At 35.6% G+C, this 18,153-nt stretch carries 18 protein-coding genes; all 18 read left to right on the top strand.

Translation table 11 applies throughout. The annotated features are described in order from the left end of the window. Window positions 1–11 precede the first annotated feature (11 nt). Window positions 12–791 (top strand): glucose-1-phosphate cytidylyltransferase, encoded by a 780-nt coding sequence (rfbF, locus tag LX69_RS04090; protein WP_111444554.1) that lies wholly within the window; start codon window positions 12–14, stop codon window positions 789–791. Then, window positions 788–1,873, top strand: coding sequence for a CDP-glucose 4,6-dehydratase (gene rfbG, locus LX69_RS04085; protein WP_111444553.1), 1,086 nt, complete (start codon window positions 788–790; stop codon window positions 1,871–1,873). The genes rfbF and rfbG overlap by 4 nt, the downstream gene beginning before the upstream one ends. Then, window positions 1,873–2,772, top strand: coding sequence for an NAD-dependent epimerase/dehydratase family protein (locus LX69_RS04080; RefSeq protein ID WP_111444552.1), 900 nt, complete (start codon window positions 1,873–1,875; stop codon window positions 2,770–2,772). Before rfbG ends, LX69_RS04080 begins: the two co-directional genes overlap by 1 nt. Window positions 2,773–2,851: 79 nt before the next feature. Beyond that, on the top strand, window positions 2,852–3,865 hold the full coding sequence (locus tag LX69_RS04075) for an NAD-dependent epimerase/dehydratase family protein (protein WP_111444551.1): 1,014 nt from the start codon (window positions 2,852–2,854) through the stop codon (window positions 3,863–3,865). Further along, complete coding sequence (locus LX69_RS04070) at window positions 3,829–5,196, top strand: lipopolysaccharide biosynthesis protein (RefSeq protein ID WP_170124229.1); 1,368 nt, start codon at window positions 3,829–3,831, stop codon at window positions 5,194–5,196. The genes LX69_RS04075 and LX69_RS04070 overlap by 37 nt, the downstream gene beginning before the upstream one ends. Further along, window positions 5,181–6,152 (top strand): glycosyltransferase family 2 protein, encoded by a 972-nt coding sequence (locus tag LX69_RS04065; RefSeq protein ID WP_111444549.1) that lies wholly within the window; start codon window positions 5,181–5,183, stop codon window positions 6,150–6,152. The genes LX69_RS04070 and LX69_RS04065 overlap by 16 nt, the downstream gene beginning before the upstream one ends. Window positions 6,153–6,174: 22 nt before the next feature. After that, entirely contained in the window at window positions 6,175–6,765 is a 591-nt protein-coding gene (locus tag LX69_RS04060) for an acyltransferase (protein WP_111444548.1), read from the top strand. Next, window positions 6,719–7,816: a glycosyltransferase family 10 domain-containing protein gene (locus LX69_RS04055; protein ID WP_221621270.1), complete on the top strand. Its 1,098-nt coding sequence runs from the start codon at window positions 6,719–6,721 to the stop codon at window positions 7,814–7,816. Before LX69_RS04060 ends, LX69_RS04055 begins: the two co-directional genes overlap by 47 nt. Before the next feature lie 6 nt (window positions 7,817–7,822). Continuing rightward, on the top strand, window positions 7,823–8,944 hold the full coding sequence (locus LX69_RS04050) for a glycosyltransferase family protein (RefSeq protein ID WP_111444546.1): 1,122 nt from the start codon (window positions 7,823–7,825) through the stop codon (window positions 8,942–8,944). A gap of 14 nt (window positions 8,945–8,958) precedes the next feature. Further along, window positions 8,959–10,230, top strand: a complete 1,272-nt coding sequence (locus tag LX69_RS04045) for an O-antigen ligase family protein (protein ID WP_146260636.1) — start codon at window positions 8,959–8,961, stop codon at window positions 10,228–10,230. Further along, window positions 10,221–10,961, top strand: coding sequence for a glycosyltransferase family 2 protein (locus LX69_RS04040; RefSeq protein WP_111444544.1), 741 nt, complete (start codon window positions 10,221–10,223; stop codon window positions 10,959–10,961). The genes LX69_RS04045 and LX69_RS04040 overlap by 10 nt, the downstream gene beginning before the upstream one ends. A gap of 10 nt (window positions 10,962–10,971) precedes the next feature. Next, the gene (locus LX69_RS04035) at window positions 10,972–12,333 is read left to right on the top strand and encodes a glycosyltransferase (protein ID WP_111444543.1); all 1,362 of its coding nucleotides are present in this window, start codon (window positions 10,972–10,974) and stop codon (window positions 12,331–12,333) included. Window positions 12,334–12,344: 11 nt separating this feature from the next. Next, the gene (locus LX69_RS04030) at window positions 12,345–13,157 is read left to right on the top strand and encodes a glycosyltransferase (protein WP_111444542.1); all 813 of its coding nucleotides are present in this window, start codon (window positions 12,345–12,347) and stop codon (window positions 13,155–13,157) included. A gap of 301 nt (window positions 13,158–13,458) precedes the next feature. Beyond that, window positions 13,459–13,956 carry an acyltransferase gene (locus tag LX69_RS04025; RefSeq protein WP_111444541.1) on the top strand — a complete coding sequence of 166 codons (498 nt, stop codon included), beginning with the start codon at window positions 13,459–13,461 and terminating at the stop codon, window positions 13,954–13,956. Beyond that, complete coding sequence (gene gmd / locus LX69_RS04020; protein ID WP_185741696.1) at window positions 13,947–15,068, top strand: GDP-mannose 4,6-dehydratase; 1,122 nt, start codon at window positions 13,947–13,949, stop codon at window positions 15,066–15,068. Before LX69_RS04025 ends, gmd begins: the two co-directional genes overlap by 10 nt. A 104-nt stretch (window positions 15,069–15,172) precedes the next feature. After that, window positions 15,173–16,258 (top strand): GDP-L-fucose synthase family protein, encoded by a 1,086-nt coding sequence (locus LX69_RS04015; protein ID WP_111444540.1) that lies wholly within the window; start codon window positions 15,173–15,175, stop codon window positions 16,256–16,258. A gap of 23 nt (window positions 16,259–16,281) precedes the next feature. Further along, a complete protein-coding gene (locus LX69_RS04010) occupies window positions 16,282–17,352 on the top strand; it encodes a mannose-1-phosphate guanylyltransferase (protein ID WP_111444539.1) in 1,071 nt (356 codons plus the stop codon). Window positions 17,353–17,542: 190 nt separating this feature from the next. After that, window positions 17,543–18,100: a dTDP-4-dehydrorhamnose 3,5-epimerase gene (gene rfbC, locus LX69_RS04005; RefSeq protein ID WP_111444538.1), complete on the top strand. Its 558-nt coding sequence runs from the start codon at window positions 17,543–17,545 to the stop codon at window positions 18,098–18,100. Window positions 18,101–18,153: the final 53 nt, after the last annotated feature.

The following is an 18,153-nucleotide window of genomic DNA, read 5'->3' as shown; positions in this document are numbered from 1 at the left end:
TTTAACCAAGAATGAAAGTCGTATTGTTAGCCGGTGGTTTTGGTACCCGCTTGAGCGAAGAAACCAAATCAATTCCCAAACCGATGGTAAAAATCGGTGACATGCCCATCATTTGGCATATTATGAAAACCTATTCTCACTATGGTTACAACGATTTTGTTGTTTGCCTTGGGTACAAAGGATATGCCTTGAAGGAGTGGTTCTCGAATTATTTTGTTCACACCAGCGATATCACCATCGATTTAAGCAACAACCAATTGGAAGTTCACAACAATCGATCGGAACCTTGGCGTGTTACTCTCGTAGAAACGGGTTTACACACCATGACAGGAGGACGTATCAAACGGGTACAAAAATACATTGGTAACGAACCATTCATGCTTACTTATGGAGATGGGGTTTCGGATGTGAACATTGCAGAATTGGTAAAGCAACACAATGGTAGTAATAAGTTATTGACCGTAACGGCATATAAACCACAGGGAAAGTTCGGCTCGCTGGAAATAGCCGACGATGGGAATGTAACTGCATTTACCGAAAAACCTGCAGGTGACGGTATGTGGATCAATGCCGGATTTTTTGTTTGTCAACCTGAAGTATTTGATTTTATCAAAGAGGGTGATCAAACCATTTTCGAACGCAATCCTCTGGAAACCATTGCCTCACAAGGACTGATGAATTCATTCAAACACCGTGGATTCTGGAAACCGATGGATACCTTACGCGATAACACCGAACTAAACGAAATGTGGGAAAAAGGAAAAGCTCCCTGGAAAACATGGAATGAATGAATACAAACGTTGACATATTTGAAGGTTTCTACAAGGATAAAACCGTACTTGTAACCGGACACACAGGATTTAAGGGATCCTGGCTTTGTATTTGGTTGTTGGAAATGGGAGCTAAAGTAATCGGCTTAGGGCTTGATCCATATACCGAGCGGGACAATTTTGTGGTATGTGGTTTATCAAGCAAAATGGTCGATATTCGAGGTGATATCCGTGATGCAGCATTGGTAAAATCTGTCCTCCTCAAATATCAGCCCGATGTGGTATTTCATTTAGCCGCACAACCTTTGGTACGGTTATCGTATGACATTCCCGTAGAAACCTACGAAGTCAATGTCATGGGCACCATTCATGTTTTAGAAGCAATACGGGCTTGTGAAAAAACAAAAATCGGCGTGATGATCACCACCGACAAATGTTACGAAAACAAAGAACAAATTTGGGGATATCGTGAAAACGAACCCATGGGCGGTCACGATCCTTACTCCTCATCCAAAGGAGCTGCAGAGATTGCCATTGCCTCGTGGCGACGATCTTTTTTCAATCCCAAAGATTACGAAAAACATGGCAAAAGCATTGCCAGTGCGCGTGCAGGTAACGTGATTGGCGGTGGCGATTGGGCTAAAGACCGCATCATTCCTGATTGCATCCGCGCCATTGAAGCCGGAATCCCAATTGAAATACGCAGTCCCAAGGCAATTCGTCCCTGGCAACATGTATTGGAGCCATTAAGTGGTTATCTTCTATTGGCAAAAAGGATGTGGGAAGAGCCAACTAAATATTGTGAAGGTTGGAACTTTGGTCCTAACGCTGATTCCATTGCAACGGTTTGGGAAGTAGCTTCTGAAGTTGTAAAATGTTACGGAAAGGGTGAATTGGTAGATACATCTAATCCCAATGACTTACACGAGGCTAAGTTGTTGATGTTGGATGTAAGTAAGGCGAGATGGGAGTTAGGATGGGAACCTCGATTATTAGTAAAAGGGGCTGTTGCTTTAACTACCGATTGGTACTGCGACAATGTTTATGATCATTACTACAAAAAGTGTCTTAATCAATTAGTATTATTTATAAGCGAGATATAGTGGAGAATATTTATATTATTGGAGGTTCTGGTTTTGTCGGTAAGAATTTAGCTGTTTACTTGTCAAATTTTTATTCGATTACTGTTTTCGATCGTTATATTGACAGTGATTTTTTTTTAAATTTTCCCAATATTGATTGTCAACAAATAGATCTTATTGTAGATAATATACCAGGCAACTTTAGTAGTCCCGATTATATAGTTAATTTAGCTTCTGTGGTTACTGCAGAAAGAGATTTAAGTTTGTTTGATGATATGGTTCGTACTAATATTCAAATCATCACAAAGTTGTTCTATCGTTTTCAGCATTGTCAAAGTTTAAAATTGTTTGTGCAATTTGGTAGTTCTGAAGAGTATGGTTCTATTAATTCCCCACTAATTGAATATATTAGAGAAGAACCGAATTCTCCTTATGCATTGGTTAAGCAGTTAGCAACCAATTTGGTATTGATGTTGCATCGAAATGACAATTTCCCCGCAACCGTTGTACGTCCTGGTAATTTGTTTGGACGTTTTCAGCCCCGAGATAAGTTTATTCCTTATGTAATAGAAAAGCTGAAGGCTGGAGAAAGATTAGATGTAACACCGTGTGAACAAAAGCGAGATTTCATCTATATTGATGATTTTTCAATGTTGATTCGTGAAATACTGATAAACTCATCTAACGCTAAAGGTGAAATAATAAATGTAGCCAGTGGGGAAAGCATATCATTGAAAGATATTATTAATCATTGTAAAAAGGAGATCGGATCATTTTCTGTTGTAAATTATGGAGCTAAACCCTATCGTTCTAATGAAATAATGGATCTAAAATGTGATATAACCAAACTAAATGAAATAACTGGTAGTTTTTTAGATATTGATACAAAAGAAAGATTGATCCAATTGATTAATGAATAAAATTAAATAAGTTTTTTTGATGTCGCAGTGATGTTTTCGTTAAGAACTTACTGTTTTATAAATAACAAATGAATAGAAGATGAAGTATTTAATTACAGGTGGATGCGGCTTCATTGGAAGCAATCTTGCAGCAGAAGTGTTAAAACGGGGCGATGAGTTGTTCATCTTTGACAATTTATTTCGTTATGGAAGTTCTTCTAATTTAGAGTGGTTAAGAAAACAAGGTGATTTTAGGTTTTTCCCATATGATATTCGTAATCTAAATGATGTTGAAACTGTTGTCAACGAAATTAAACCTGATTTTATATTCCATTTAGCAGGACAGGTTGCAATGACTACGTCTATTCAGAATCCACGTTTGGATTTTGAGGTCAATGCCATAGGTACTTTTAATCTCTTGGATTCTGTTCGAAAATATTCACCCAATAGTATTATTTTATATTCATCAACAAATAAAGTCTATGGCGACTTTGGATATTTGACCTTTGAAGAAACTGTAACCAGATACATATGCAAGGAATTTCCGAATGGATTCAATGAAAGTATTAATTTGGATTTTCACTCTCCATACGGATGTTCCAAAGGTACTGCAGATCAATATCTCTTAGATTACGCTCGCATTTATGGAATAAAAACTGCTGTGTTTCGACATTCGTCTATGTATGGTGGAAACCAACATGCAACTTATGATCAAGGGTGGATTGGTTGGTTTTGTAAAAAGGCTTTAGAAATAAAATCAAAAACAATAAAGGAACCTTTCTCAATTTCTGGTACAGGCAAACAAGTAAGGGATGTATTGCATGCAGAAGATGTAGTTAATCTTTATTTTTCTGCCATTCAGAATATTGAAAAAGTTAAAGGCCAAGCTTTTAATGTCGGAGGAGGAATCGAAAATAGTCTTTCTTTGCTAGAATTATTTGCGACACTAGAGCAAATGCTTTCTATTAAAATGACCTATATTCAGTTGGTGCCAAGAGAAAGTGATCAATTATTTTTTGTTGCTGATAATACAAAGATTAGTCACTTAACTGGTTGGCAACCTAAAATAAACTCCTTGTGTGGATTAGAAAAAATGTTGCAATGGTTGATCTGATACGTATCAAAGGATTTATTTTAAATGGTCATGAACGTACTATTAGAGCACGAAAAAATATCCTAGGATTGTTGCTTCTAAAGGGGTATAATATTCTTGTGAATTTGCTGCTTGTCCCACTAACGTTGCAGCTACTAGATGATTACAAATATGGAGTTTGGATAATATTATTCAATGTCATAACTTGGATTGCGATTTTTGATATTGGTATTGGTAACGGATTAAGAAATAAATTGACCGAAGCAATTGCTCGAAAAGATATTAAAAACGCAAAAGAGTATATTAGCACAAGTTATGTTGCAATTAGTTTTATTGCATTGTTGATTTGTCTGGTGTTTATAATTCCTTGGCTATGTATTAATTGGGGAAAGGTCTTGAATGTTGGTAATGATTTAGAAAGTGAAATTTCATTATTGATTGGCCTTTCTTTTTTTCTTACTTGTCTTCAGTTCATTTTCAAAATAATTGATACAATACTAACAGCTGCTCATAAACCGGCAATATCAGCATTTCTCTATTCAATATCAAATAGCATTATACTCTGTGTTTTTATTGCTTTCAAAAGTTTAATATATGGAAACTTAGTTGTTATCGGAACAATATTTGTACTAACACCAACAATTGTATTGTTTTTTTCTAATTTAATCCTATTTAATAATTCTTTCAAGCGCATAAAGCCTTCGTTAAAAGACTATAGGATTAAAAAAGTTAAAGAAATACTATCGCTAGGAGTTAAATTTTTTATAATTCAAATAGCAGGTCTTGTAATTTTTCAAACCGATAGTTTAATTATTGCTCATGTGCTTTCGCCTAAAGAAGTTACACCTTACAATATCGTCTTTAGATATTTTGGAGTATTAAATATGTTGGCGGCAACGATTATGGTTCCCTTTTGGAGTGCATATACAGAAGCTGCATCTAATAAAGATTACGCATGGATTATTAAAACAATGAAGAGCCAATTACGCTTGTTCATTGGTTTTTGTCTTATTACTATTTTAATGCTTATTTTTGCTAATCCATTAATAAAAATTTGGATTCAGAAAGAATTTGCTGCATCACATTTGTTAATTATAGGAATGGCTGTATATACTATTATTTCAATATGGAATAATATTTTTGCATTACTTCTTAATGCTTTAAGCATAACAAAAGTGCAGGTAATCACTGCTATTTTAGGAACAGTGTTAAATATTCCATTATCAATTTTCTTTGCTTCTCGTTGGGGAAGTGGAGGAGTTATAATTGGTACAATTATTTCATTAGCATTTTTTGCTGTCGGAGGATCAATTCAAACATTTTGCTTAATTAAATCATGGAAAAGAATTTAGTAAGTATCCTGATACCTGTCTATAACCGTGCAAATATTGTAAGTGATAGTATTGAATCGGCGCTCAACCAAACATATAAGAATATTGAAATTATAATTGTAGATAATTGCAGTACAGATGAAACATGGAATATTTTAACACAATATGCATTATTAGATGGTCGAATTCAAATATTTCGTAATGAGAAAAATATTGGACCTGTAAGAAATTGGATTAGTTGTGTTGAGAAGGCAAAAGGAGAATTCTCAAAAATTCTCTGGTCTGATGATATAATGCATGAGTCATTCATTGAAAAAGCATTACCTTTTTTGAAAAATCATGATGTTGGTTTTGTTTATTCTCAAGCGTCTATTTTTTCGGGAATAAATCAAACATCTGCAACAGATATATTATTTCGATCTTTTCCAAATTCGGGGACATACAACTCTTTAATTTTCATAAACGGGATATATTCAACAGCCACTTTTGAAGGTAAATTTCCGTATTCTCCAGGTTGTGCATTGTTCCGAACTGATTCAATTCGAAAGAATTTGATCCTTAACTTTCCCAATAAATATCATGTTGATTTTTCCAAAGAAGCAATTGGCAATGATCTTATGTTATTTCTGCTGACAGCCTCCGATTATCCCAAATTTGGCTATATTAATGAATGTTTAAATTACTTTCGTGCACATGCAGGTAGCATTTCAACTAATTCAAGCTCAAAATTAGAATTAATCTATTTACTATCAAAAGCTATCTTTTTCGACAAAACGGCTATTGATTTGGATCAATCTAGCATTCGAAACTTTAATTCTTATTTAATGTATGCCTTTTGTGGAGGTACTAATATCCTTGGCGAGAAATCATTAAAGTCGTTTTACAAATCAAATACATATAAACTAAACACTTCTTTATATCTAAAATTGAAATGTAAAAAGTTTATTAACTATTTGCAATTCACTAACAATTCCTGATAAATAGATTTAAGCAGTTTTGATGAAAAAAAGTATAATTATAAAATTAAAAGAGTGCATACTTGCACTCAAAAACAGATATCAAAACTTTGTTTTTGAAATGCTTTCTCTATTACCATTTAATACCCTTAAGATTATTATATTAAGGGTATGGGGAGCAAAAATAGAAATGCCATGTTTTATTGATTACGGTTTTAAGTTTTACAATATACAAAATGTTAAAATTGGAAAATATTGCTCATTTGGTCATTTCAACAAATTTTGGGCTTTTTGTCCAATAGAAATTGGTGATTATGTTCAAACAGCAATCGGTCTAACCATTGTTTCAGGAGGTCATAATACTCATGACTATTCTCCATTGACCAGTGGTCAAGAGATTGTCTTGGAAGGAGAAAATTGGATTGGTGCTAATGTAACCATTATAGGAGGAGTAAGAATAGGAAAAGGTTCTATTATAGCTGCAGGTTCAGTTGTAACAAAAGATGTACCTCCATATAGCATTGCAGGAGGCATACCAGCTAGAGTATTAAAAGAGAGAGAACCTTCAGATAGTGTAATTTCGCCTTTTGGCATATACCAACCAGAATATTTTAGGGATGAGTGTTATAAATAAAATCCAAATTAGAGAATTATTAATCAGTAAGTTTAAACTTAGAAGTTTGTTTAGTTTTTACAGAGATTATAGAGCATCACACAGAAGACTCTTTGGAATAAAGCAGAACAATGGAATAAAAAATTATAAAACCATTTCAATCTCGGTACAAGATCATACTTTTGAAGAGTATATTACTTCACAAACAAAAGAAAACACAGGTATCATTGAGAATGTTCTTTTTGCAACAAAAATAATGCCCGATGTACAAGTTGTTATAAACAAGCCGAATCCTTATGTACCACTTTGGAGCAAAACAGGTGAGAAATGGCTTATCCATATTGAACCACCTGGATATATCAAGCAATTGGGTATGAACCGTTCAAAGAATTTAGATAAATTTACCCGTGTATACACGTCCGATCCGGCTCTATATTCCCAAGGAGGTAAATATATTGCTTCACCGCCTTATGTCCATTGGCATTTGGAGATTAGTTCATACTCAAAAACTAATCAATGTTTATATGATTTTGACTTTCTTGAATCACAAACAGAAGCTCCTATTAAAAGTGTCAATTTAACGGTAATTAACTCTAATATCAATAATTTACCTGGTCATCAAAATAGAGCTCAATTCATACAAAATCTTTGTGAGAGTGGCTTTGATTTAGCGCTTTATGGTGGATCAAAATGGACCAAATATTCCCAATACATAAATAGTGCACCAAATGGCAAATGGCCAATTTATTCAATTTCTCGTTATGTATTGGTTATTGAAAATGAAGTAGCTCCATATTATTGGACAGAAAAAATAACTGATACTTTACTTTGTTGGAGTATGCCAATTTATTTCGGTGCACCAAACATTGGGGAATATTTGCCACAAGGGAGTTATATAAATATCGATATAAATAATCCGGATGCGATTGATATCTTAAAGCAGATTATTGAAAGTGATTTTTATGAAAAAAATATCTCAAACATTGCCAAAGCACGACAATTAATACTTAACAACCTCAATTTATTTAGCTTTATCAAGGACGAATTTAACTTGTTTCATCTAAAACAGTAATATAGTATGAAATGTTACTTTGTTTATGCGTTACCATATACTAAGCCTAAATACAGCATTGGCGGATTTTTTCAGCGAATTAGGAATTATTTACTAAATAAAGGTCTTGTAAATTCTCGAATATCCAAGAGAATTCTAAACGAATATGATTTCAAAAATTGGCCGATACAATCTCCGTATGAGAATGCAAAACATTTATATTGTGCTCTAAGTAAGTTGTATTCAACTTATTTCTATCATCTGACCGAGAGAAGTGTTATTTCTTTACGAGATGCAGATGTTTTCATTGGACATCCATTTTTCCCGATCGTTAAGGGAAATGAGGTGGGCGTTACGGAAATGGCATTAAATTCAAAGGAATGTGCAAAAATAATGGCATTGATTTCTCCCTTGCATTGCGATGACACAATAAATTCGTCACATATTAATGTAAAATATTTGAATCATGTGAATGAACTGATTCCCAAAGTGGATGTATTGTTTGCAATAATGGGAGAATATTGGTGGGATCAATGGAAAACCTCTAAGTATGCGCATTGGCTTCCTAAAATGGTGCGTTTGGATATGGCTGTAAATATTGATTCGTATCCATTGATAAAGAAACAATTTAATACAAAGAACAAAAGACGTTTCTTTTATATCGGAAAGAACGATCCAATGAAGGGGTCAGATTTCTTAAGCGAACTTGCTTTGGCTTTTCCTCAATTCGAATTTGGGTGGATTGGGTTAGGATCAGAAATTAGAGGGGTACATAAAATATCTGACTTTCGGCAACTTGATAACGAATTTATGTCACAAATTGCAATGGAATATGATTTCTTTATCAGTCCATCCAAGGCAGACCCCAATCCCACTACCATTTTAGAATGCATGGCATGGGGTTTTCCTGTTTTGTGCACGCCAACTTCAGGTTATTACGAGAATGAATATCTGACCAATATTACTTTTGGAGATGTGGAAGAGGCAAAAAAAATTATTTTGAGTCTTCAAAATATGGAAGAATCAGAGTTAATAAAAAAGACTGAATTGGGAAGGCTTGCTGTTCTTGAGAAATATAACTGGAAGAATTTTACGGATCACGTTATTAGGACTATTTCTAAATATTCAGACCGCACTCATAGTAATTGATAGATACTTTTTACATGAAATTGCAGTCGTTTTTAGCATATAGCTTGGTAAGTACACTTTATATGTACTCAATTGCATTATATAGAGGTGCTTTTGATTTTTATTTGGTATATTTAGGCTTATTGTTTCTCATTCCTTTCTCGTTCAGTGTAAAGCCTAACTTGCACATTACAGTTAGAGCATTCGGCATCATTACAGCGATTCTTTTCATACAATTCTTAATCACTAGTTATGTAGGTTCTGAATTTAGCTTAGTCTTTAAACAGGTCATTCTTATTACTTTTACACTTTTAGTATTATATCTTTCTTTTCAAGCTTTAGACTTTGATTTGCTTTCAATCTTTCGAGCTTATTATAATTTAATATTTATTGTTTCGTTATTGATTTTAATACAACAAATAGCACATATCATCGGTATTGCTTTTGTTTATGATTTAAGTTGGATTCTAAATGCATATAGGGTTGAGCCAACTGAATTTGGAATGTTGCGTACCGGTGGACTTTCGCAGGAACCAGCGCATTTTGTATATGTATCATTTCCTGCTATTTATTTTGCCATAAGTCGAATTTTGGGAGATAATAAAAACGAAATTAATTATAGTCTTACAAAAGCAATCATCATGCTTTGTGGATTTATATGTACGTTCTCATCCATTGGCATTATTGGGATTTTCTTATATTTTATCATTAAAGTCGCACGAAAGTCATTACCCAAACTAGTAATTGGACTTGTTGCAATTTCCATTTTAGCAATGATTGCTTATAGTCAACTTCCCTTTTTTCAGATGAGGATAAATGACACATTTGAATACAGTGGAAAAATAGATAATATTGAAAATACGGATAATTGGAGTACTTATGCACTATTATCCAATGCTTATGTAACTATGCAAAGCATGGAAGATCATCCGTTGATTGGCGCTGGCTTAGGGAATCACGTTTATAATCATGAAAAATATTTAAGCAATATTGTTTCAAAGACTGGAGATCAATATTCTCTTAACAAAGAGGATGCAAATTCGTTGATGTTAAGACTGCTTTCAGAAACTGGGTTGATTGGCTTTGGACTGATAATATATCTTCTTTTTCGATTTAAAATCAAAAAACGAACGTTTAATAACGAGGTCGTAGAAATATTTTTTTTAATTAATGAAGGAGTATTTTTATTGATTATCTTAAAGTTAATTCGAGATGGAAATTATGCTGTCAATGGCTTTCTATTCTTCCTACTACTTTATTATTTTTCTTACAAACAGATAAAATTGAGTAACACAACATGCAAGTAAATGTTTCAATAATAATTGCAGTATTCAATGGTGAAAAGTATTTGCCAGAATGTTTGGATTCTATAATTAAACAAAAATATCACAATTTCGAAACCATTATAATTGATGGAGGTTCTACAGATCAAACCGTTTCTATAATAAAAGATTATTCCAATCGGCTTCTAATCCAATGGATTTCAGAAAAAGATAATGGTATATATGATGCGTGGAATAAAGCGATTTCAATGAGCCAAGGAACATGGCTCACATTTGTTGGCTGTGATGATGTTATGTTTGAAGATTGGTTGCAGATCATGCTGAGGTCAACTGATGCAAATCCTACATTAAATTTTGTTTCTGCGATCACCACAATGGTTAGCAATGATCTAAAACCCATCCGAAATTGGGGGTCAAGATGGAACCTGTCAAAAATGAATAGATATATGAATGTAGCTCATGTGGGAGCTTTTCATCATCGTACACTATTTGATCGCTTTGGAACATTTAACATTTCCTACAAGAAAGTTGCAGACTATGAATTTCTACTTCGTATTGGGAACTCCATTTCTGCTTCATTTGTTAATGAAGTTATAGGGCTGATGCGTCACGGCGGAGCTAGTGATACAGTAGACGCACTAAAGGAAGCTCTTATTGTAAAAAAGAAAGTAGCTAAAATTAATAATCTGCTTGCTTTGTTACAATATTGCTGGGCTGTAATGGCATTTTACAAACGAAAAGTGATGAATAGATAATATTACTGCGATGAAAGTTGCGCATTATTGTATTGGCGAACCTTATCGTCGACTAGGAGGACTTGTATCATACGTGGAAAGTATGATAGAACAACAAGCAAAAGACCCCTTGCTTGGTCAAGTTTATGTTATTTTCCCTTGGTTTCAGTCTTTGTTATCAAAGAAATGTTCACTAAAAATAAAGCGACGAAATGGGAAGATCGTAATGGTGGGGATTAAAAATCCTAATCCAGAATCACTGTTAGAAGGGATTCGTTATCCGGAAAAATCAATCTCCAATCCCGATTTAGAAGATGCATTTGTTAATTTTATTAATGATAATTGCATTGATATTGTGCATTTTCATACATTTTATTGCTTGTCGGCAAATCTATTATCTGCATTAAAAAAGCAGGATGTAAAAATTATCTTTTCTGTGCACGATTATCAGGCGCTTTGTCCAACGATTAACCTGTTAGATCCTGCGAAAGAAAAATGTGATGATACACAAAATGGAATTAAGTGTATTCAATGTAATCGCTTGGCATTAACTCGCACAAAACATTATATCCGTAATAATAGAATGTGCCAGTACATTCAGTCGTATAATCAAATTAAATCATTTGCAAAGAAAATCGTTCGCTCAAATGCTTCTGCATATATAAATTTTAGGCAGGTAATTCCAAATATTGATAATGCTAATCAATACAAATTGAGGCAAGCAACTTACATCCACCAAATAAACGACAACGTTGATTTGATAATCTACAACAGTTATTTAACTAAAAGAATATTCACAGATTTTGGTGTTAAATGTGCTAATGAAGTTATACCAGTCAGCCATAAAAATATAAAAAATAAAATAGAACCTTTTGTCGTTCACTTCAATCCTAAAGGACTGAAATTTGGATTTATGGGAGGAAAAAGAACAGAAAAGGGAGCCTTGGAATTGATCGATGTTTTTAATAGTATATTTCATGAAAATTTGCAAGATTTTGAATTGCACCTTTTTGGTGAAGATAGCTATAACATTCATGTTCCGTCAGGACTGTCTGAAAAGGTTGTTAAACATGGTTTCTCTCGAGATAATGCCTATGATTATTTTGATATTTTAATTGTGCCATCGCTGTGGTGTGAAACGTTTGGGTTTATTATACCTGAAGCACTTCTCAATAAGAAAGGTATCATCGCATCAAATGATATTGGTGCGCTAACATTTATAAATGATGGGGCTTTTACATTTAAATCTTTTAATGAACTTAAACTTATTATAAAACAGTTTCTCACATCAGATATTTCATTTCAATTTAGTGGAGGTTTTGACAACTTACCCTTTCCTTTACATTATCAAATACTATCCAAATCATACAAAACATTAGTATCAAAGCGATAAATATTTTAGACATGAAAATTCTCACCGCCAGTTTAGTCGTATACAAAAATAAGTTATCGCTATTAGAAGCCGTTTTAAATTCATTGCCCACAGAGAATTTTGTACTTGTTGTTGCGGATAATTCCCCAACAGAAAGTCTCCGAAGTTTTTTTTGCTCAAAAAAAAATGTTATTTATATTTATCTGAACTCTAATTTAGGATTTGGGAAAGGTCACAATATTGCATTTGAAAGAATTCGCAATATATCCGAGTTTCACTTTATTATTAATCCCGATATATATTGTGACTCATCTGTATTTATTAAAATAGCAAATTTTATGAGAGATAATGATGATATTGGTATATTAGGTCCCAAAATATATTATCCAAATGCTCAAATACAATTTTCTTGTCGATTGCTTCCTACTCCTTTAGATTTGATTTTGAGAAGAATTCCGGTAAAAAAATTACAGGAGAAACATGCAGTAAAAAATGAACTTCGTTTCACAGACTACAAAAGTACGATGGAAGTTCCATTTTTACTTGGGTGTTTTCTATGTATCAAGGGCGAGCTTTATGAAAAAATTAATGGTTTTGACCCTCGCTATTTTATGTATTTAGAAGATATCGACATTTGCAGAAAAGTAAATTTAACACATAAAGTGCTCTATTATCCACATGTTCATATTTACCATCACTATGCCAAGGAATCAAAGACTAATTTAAGATTATTCATAGCACACCTTAATTCGAGCTTTTTATATTTTATGAAATGGGGTTGGTTTTGGGATTCTGATCGCAAAATAGTCAACACAAAAGTTTTAAATGACCATAATTATCACTAAGCATATATTTACTATTCTAAAATATCAAATTACTTTTTGAAAATTTTATGAATTTATGGATGCCACAAGGCTTATTTAATTAGTAATTAAAGCATTTAATGTTTACTGACCTATTTGTGCATTATTATTTAATAACTTTCATTTCTAATATAGCAAATAAAAAAAATAGTAACCGCGATTAAAATTTAATAAAAGTATGTATTGAACAATTGCAATTATATTATGGCCGATTATATATTTATTATATGGGAAGAGAATATTCCAGACTCCAAACGTAAAGATAAAAGGCATAAAAAACATAGTGCAAAATGAATCATATATAAAAATTGGATTAGATAAAACAGGATTTATTCATCCTAAGACAAAAACATTACTAAATGTGAAGGGAAAACTAATTTTTAAAGGCAAATTTGCTATAAGTCGCGGGTGTTCTTTTGATATTGGGGAGAATGCATGCGTAGAAATTGGAGACGGAGGATATATTAATGGCAATACCAACATTATAATAATGCACGAACTAAAAATTGGAAGGCAATGTGCAATTTCATGGAACTGTCAGTTTTTAGATGAAGATTTTCATTCAATATATTATGAAGGGAAGAAGGAAAAAAAATCGGGTATTATTATTGGAGATAAAGTGTGGATCGGATGTAATGTAAAATTATATAAAGGAACCAAAATAGCAGATAATTGCGTAATCGCAGCAGACTCTGTTGTTAGAGGATGTTTTGATGAAACGAATTGTCTTATCGCAGGAAATCCTGCAAAAATTATTAAAAGAAATGTAACATGGGAATAATTAAAACTGCCCTTATTACCGGCATCACCGGACAAGACGGAGCCTATTTGGCTGAATTTTTATTAAAAAAAGGATACATTGTGCATGGCATCAAGCGCCGTGCATCTTTGTTCAATACCGACAGAATTGACCATTTGTATCAGGATCCACATGTCGAGAATCGGAATCTGATTCTACACTATGGCGATTTGACCGATAGCATGAACCTCACACGGATCATCCAAGAGGTTCAACCCGATGAGATTTATAATTTGGCTGCCATGAGCCATGTGAAGGTTAGTTTTGATACTCCCGAGTACACCGCCAATGCCGATGGTATTGGTACGCTTCGTATCCTGGAAGCAGTTCGTCTCTTGGGGCTGTCACAGAAGACACGCATTTATCAGGCTTCAACATCCGAGTTGTATGGATTGGTACAGGCTGTTCCACAAAGTGAAACCACTCCTTTTTATCCGCGCAGTCCTTACGCGGTGGCCAAATTGTATGGTTACTGGATTACGGTGAATTACCGTGAAGCTTATGATATGTTTGCATGTAACGGCATTCTTTTTAACCATGAGAGCCCACTGCGTGGTGAAACATTTGTGACCCGTAAAATTACCCGAGCAGTATCAAAAATTGGGATGACCATGCAGGATTGCCTCTATTTGGGTAATCTGGATGCCAGAAGAGACTGGGGACATGCCAAGGATTATATCAAGGCTATGTGGCTGATTCTTCAGCAGGAAAAACCTGAAGATTATGTGATTGCCACAGGAATCACCACCACTGTTCGCGATTTTGTGAAGATGGCCTTTAACGAGATGGGCATTGAAGTTGCTTTTTCGGGAGAGGGCGTTGATGAAATCGGAACAGTTGTTCGTTGCTCAAATCCCGAATATCAAGTGGCTGTAGGAACTGTGGTTGTACGCGTGGATCCTCGTTATTTCCGCCCGACTGAAGTAGAATTATTGATTGGCGATCCTACCAAATCGAAAACAAAACTCGGCTGGGAGCCACAATATGATTTGGCTGCACTGGTGAAAGACATGATGGCTAATGACATAAAGCTGGTAAAAAAAGACAAATACCTAAAGGACGGTGGATATCAAACACTGAATTATTTTGAATAATTGGAATACTCGATTCCTCAATACCTTATCAAAACAATAAGTTCATAAAGACGAAGCAAGACAAGCATTGTTCTTTATGAACTTAATTATTTAAATCTGTGCACGTGGAAAAGCAGTCTAAAATATATGTGGCAGGTCACAACGGATTAGTGGGCTCTGCAATTTGGAAAAACCTAAAGTCAAGAGGCTATAACAACTTAATTGGGAAATCTTCCAAGGAATTGGATCTTCGGGATGGTTCAGCAGTGGAGTCATTTTTTCAGTCTGAGAAACCGGAATTTGTATTTCTGGCAGCGGCAAAAGTGGGTGGAATTGTTGCAAACAATACTTATCGAGCCGATTTCATTTTCGAAAACTTAGCGATTCAGAACAATGTGATTGGTGCAGCTTATCGTCATGGTGTAAAAAAACTTCTTTTTTTGGGTAGTACCTGTATCTATCCCAGAGACTGTGCTCAGCCCATGAAAGAAGAAAGTCTGCTCACATCACCTTTAGAATATACCAATGAACCTTACGCGATTGCAAAAATCGCAGGGTTAAAGATGTGTGAAAGTTTCAACTTGCAATACGGTACGGATTTCATCGCGGTGATGCCTACCAATTTATATGGCCCCAATGATAATTTTGATCTGGAGAAAAGTCACGTATTACCCGCTCTTATCCGCAAAAATCATCTGGGAAAATGTTTGGAAACATCTGATTGGGAGGGGATAAGAAGAGATTTAAATCTGCGTCCGATTGAGGGAGTAGATGGTAATGCTTCGGAAAATGAAATAGTGGAAATTCTTGGTAAATACGGGATCGCAAAACAAAATAACGGGCATGTGACAATTGAGATTTGGGGCACCGGTAAGCCCATGCGCGAATTCTTATGGAGCGAAGAGATGGCAGACGCTTGTGTTTACATTATGGAGCGTGTTACTTTTAAAGAAACATTTAAAGCAGACCAGAAAGAAATTCGTAACTGCCACATCAACATTGGTACAGGGAATGATATTTCCATTGGCGATTTAGCCAAATTGATCAAAAAGGAAGTTGGTTTCTCCGGTGATTTGGTGTTCAATACATCAAAACCAGATGGAACGATGAAAAAGCTGACCGATGTGTCAAAGTTGCATGCATTAGGTTGGAAACATCAGGTTGAAATTCATGAGGGAGTAAAAAAGGTATATGAATGGTATCTGAAGTAAAACAGACTCTTATTATAAATTAAATGAACAATCACCTTGTTATCATGGCCGGCGGCGTCGGCAGTCGTTTTTGGCCCATGAGCAGGCCTGAAAAACCAAAACAGTTTATTGACGTCCTTGGAGTCGGGAAGAGTCTGTTGCAGTTGACGGTTGACCGTTTCGGTTCTCTTTTTCCCATCGAAAAAGTGTGGGTCGTTACATCGGTATCTTATAAAGAATTGGTAAAAGAGCAACTACCCGGAATCCCCGACGAGCAGATATTGCTTGAGCCCTGCATGCGCAATACAGCCCCCTGCATTGGTTATGTGGCCTGGAAGATCAGACAGCGCGATCCGGATGCGACCCTTGTGGTGTCTCCGGCCGATCATGTTGTGTTGGATGCTACAGAATTTAGACGCGTGATTGAGGAGGGAGTTCAGTTTGTGAAAGGCACCGATAAAGTGCTAACGCTGGGGATGACCCCCACGCGACCTGATACCGGATACGGATATATCCAGTCAGGGAGTTCCATTGAATTGAACGAAATACGTCAGGTGCTTGCTTTTAAAGAGAAACCAGATTTGGTTGTTGCTAAGCAGTATTTGGCTGAAGGTGGTTATTATTGGAATGCAGGTATTTTTATTTGGGATGTGGCAACGGTTGTCAAAAGTCTTAGGGAATATGAACCCGATTTGGCAGCAACCTTAGATCGGATGTCAGAAAAGTTTTTTACAGAAGCTGAGCAGGATACTGTCAATCAACTTTTCCCTTTGTGCAAAAGCATTTCTATTGATTATGCGGTGATGGAGCGAATGAGTGGGGCACAGGACGGGGATGGAGGATTGTATGTTTTACCCGGCGATTTTGGATGGAGTGACCTGGGGACGTGGGGATCATTGTATTCTCAGTTGGATAAGGATGGATCAGCCAATGCCGTGGTCGGCGATCATGTGACCATGATTGAAAGTGAGGGTTGTGTGGTTCGCGCTCCCCAAGGAAAACGTATGGTTTTGCAAGGCCTGCAAGACTATATTGTTGCCGAAGATGACAATACGCTTTTGATTTGTAAAAAAGATCAGGAACAGCGGATTAAGGAGTTTAGTGAGAAGAGTTAAGCCCCCTTGATCCCCCGAAGGGGGATTTTGGAATGGTTCGATTCTATTTTTGTTCAGTGAGATGAAATAAAATTACTGATGCACTCCTGCACTTCTTCCCATAATCATGCTCCTGTGTGTTGCCGAGAGGCATCATGGATGTTTTATAAGGTTATATTGTGATGAGTTTTTTAATATTATAGTTAAATAAATGAACTTTGTTTCAACCCCTATTTCCGGTCTCACCATCATCGAACCGCGTGTGTTTGGTGATGAGCGTGGCTATTTTTTCGAGTCGTTTAATCTGAATACTTTTCGTAAGCACATTGGCGACATTCATTTTGTGCAGGACAACGAGAGTAAGTCATCGCATGGCGTGTTGCGGGGGCTTCATTTTCAGAAGCCGCCGTTTGATCAGGCGAAGCTGGTGCGTTGCGTGTCGGGTGAGGTGTTGGATGTTGCGGTGGATATTCGCAAGGGATCCCCCACTTACGGGCAGCATGTGAGCGTGTTGCTGAGTGGTGAGAATAAGCGACAGTTTTTTATTCCACGGGGCTTTGCGCATGGATTTGTGGTGTTGAGCGAGTCGGCTGTGTTTGCTTATAAGGTGGATAACTGGTACGCTCCCACGCATGATGCTGGGATTGCTTGGAATGATGCAGCGTTGGGGATTGACTGGCAGGTGGATCTGTCAAAGATTTTGGTTTCGGAGAAGGATGGGAAGTTGCCTTGTTTGGGGGAGATGGAGACGCCTTTTCGGGTTGAGTGAGGTTTTTCTTTGACCGCGAATTGCGCGAATTTCACGAATTCTTTACTTCGTAA

The sequence above is a fragment of the Breznakibacter xylanolyticus genome (assembly GCF_003254275.1).
Taxonomy (GTDB): Bacteria; Bacteroidota; Bacteroidia; order Bacteroidales; family Marinilabiliaceae; genus Breznakibacter; species Breznakibacter xylanolyticus.
The sequence above is the reverse complement of the archived record's forward strand: the minus strand, read 5'-3'. Positions and strand labels throughout refer to the sequence as shown.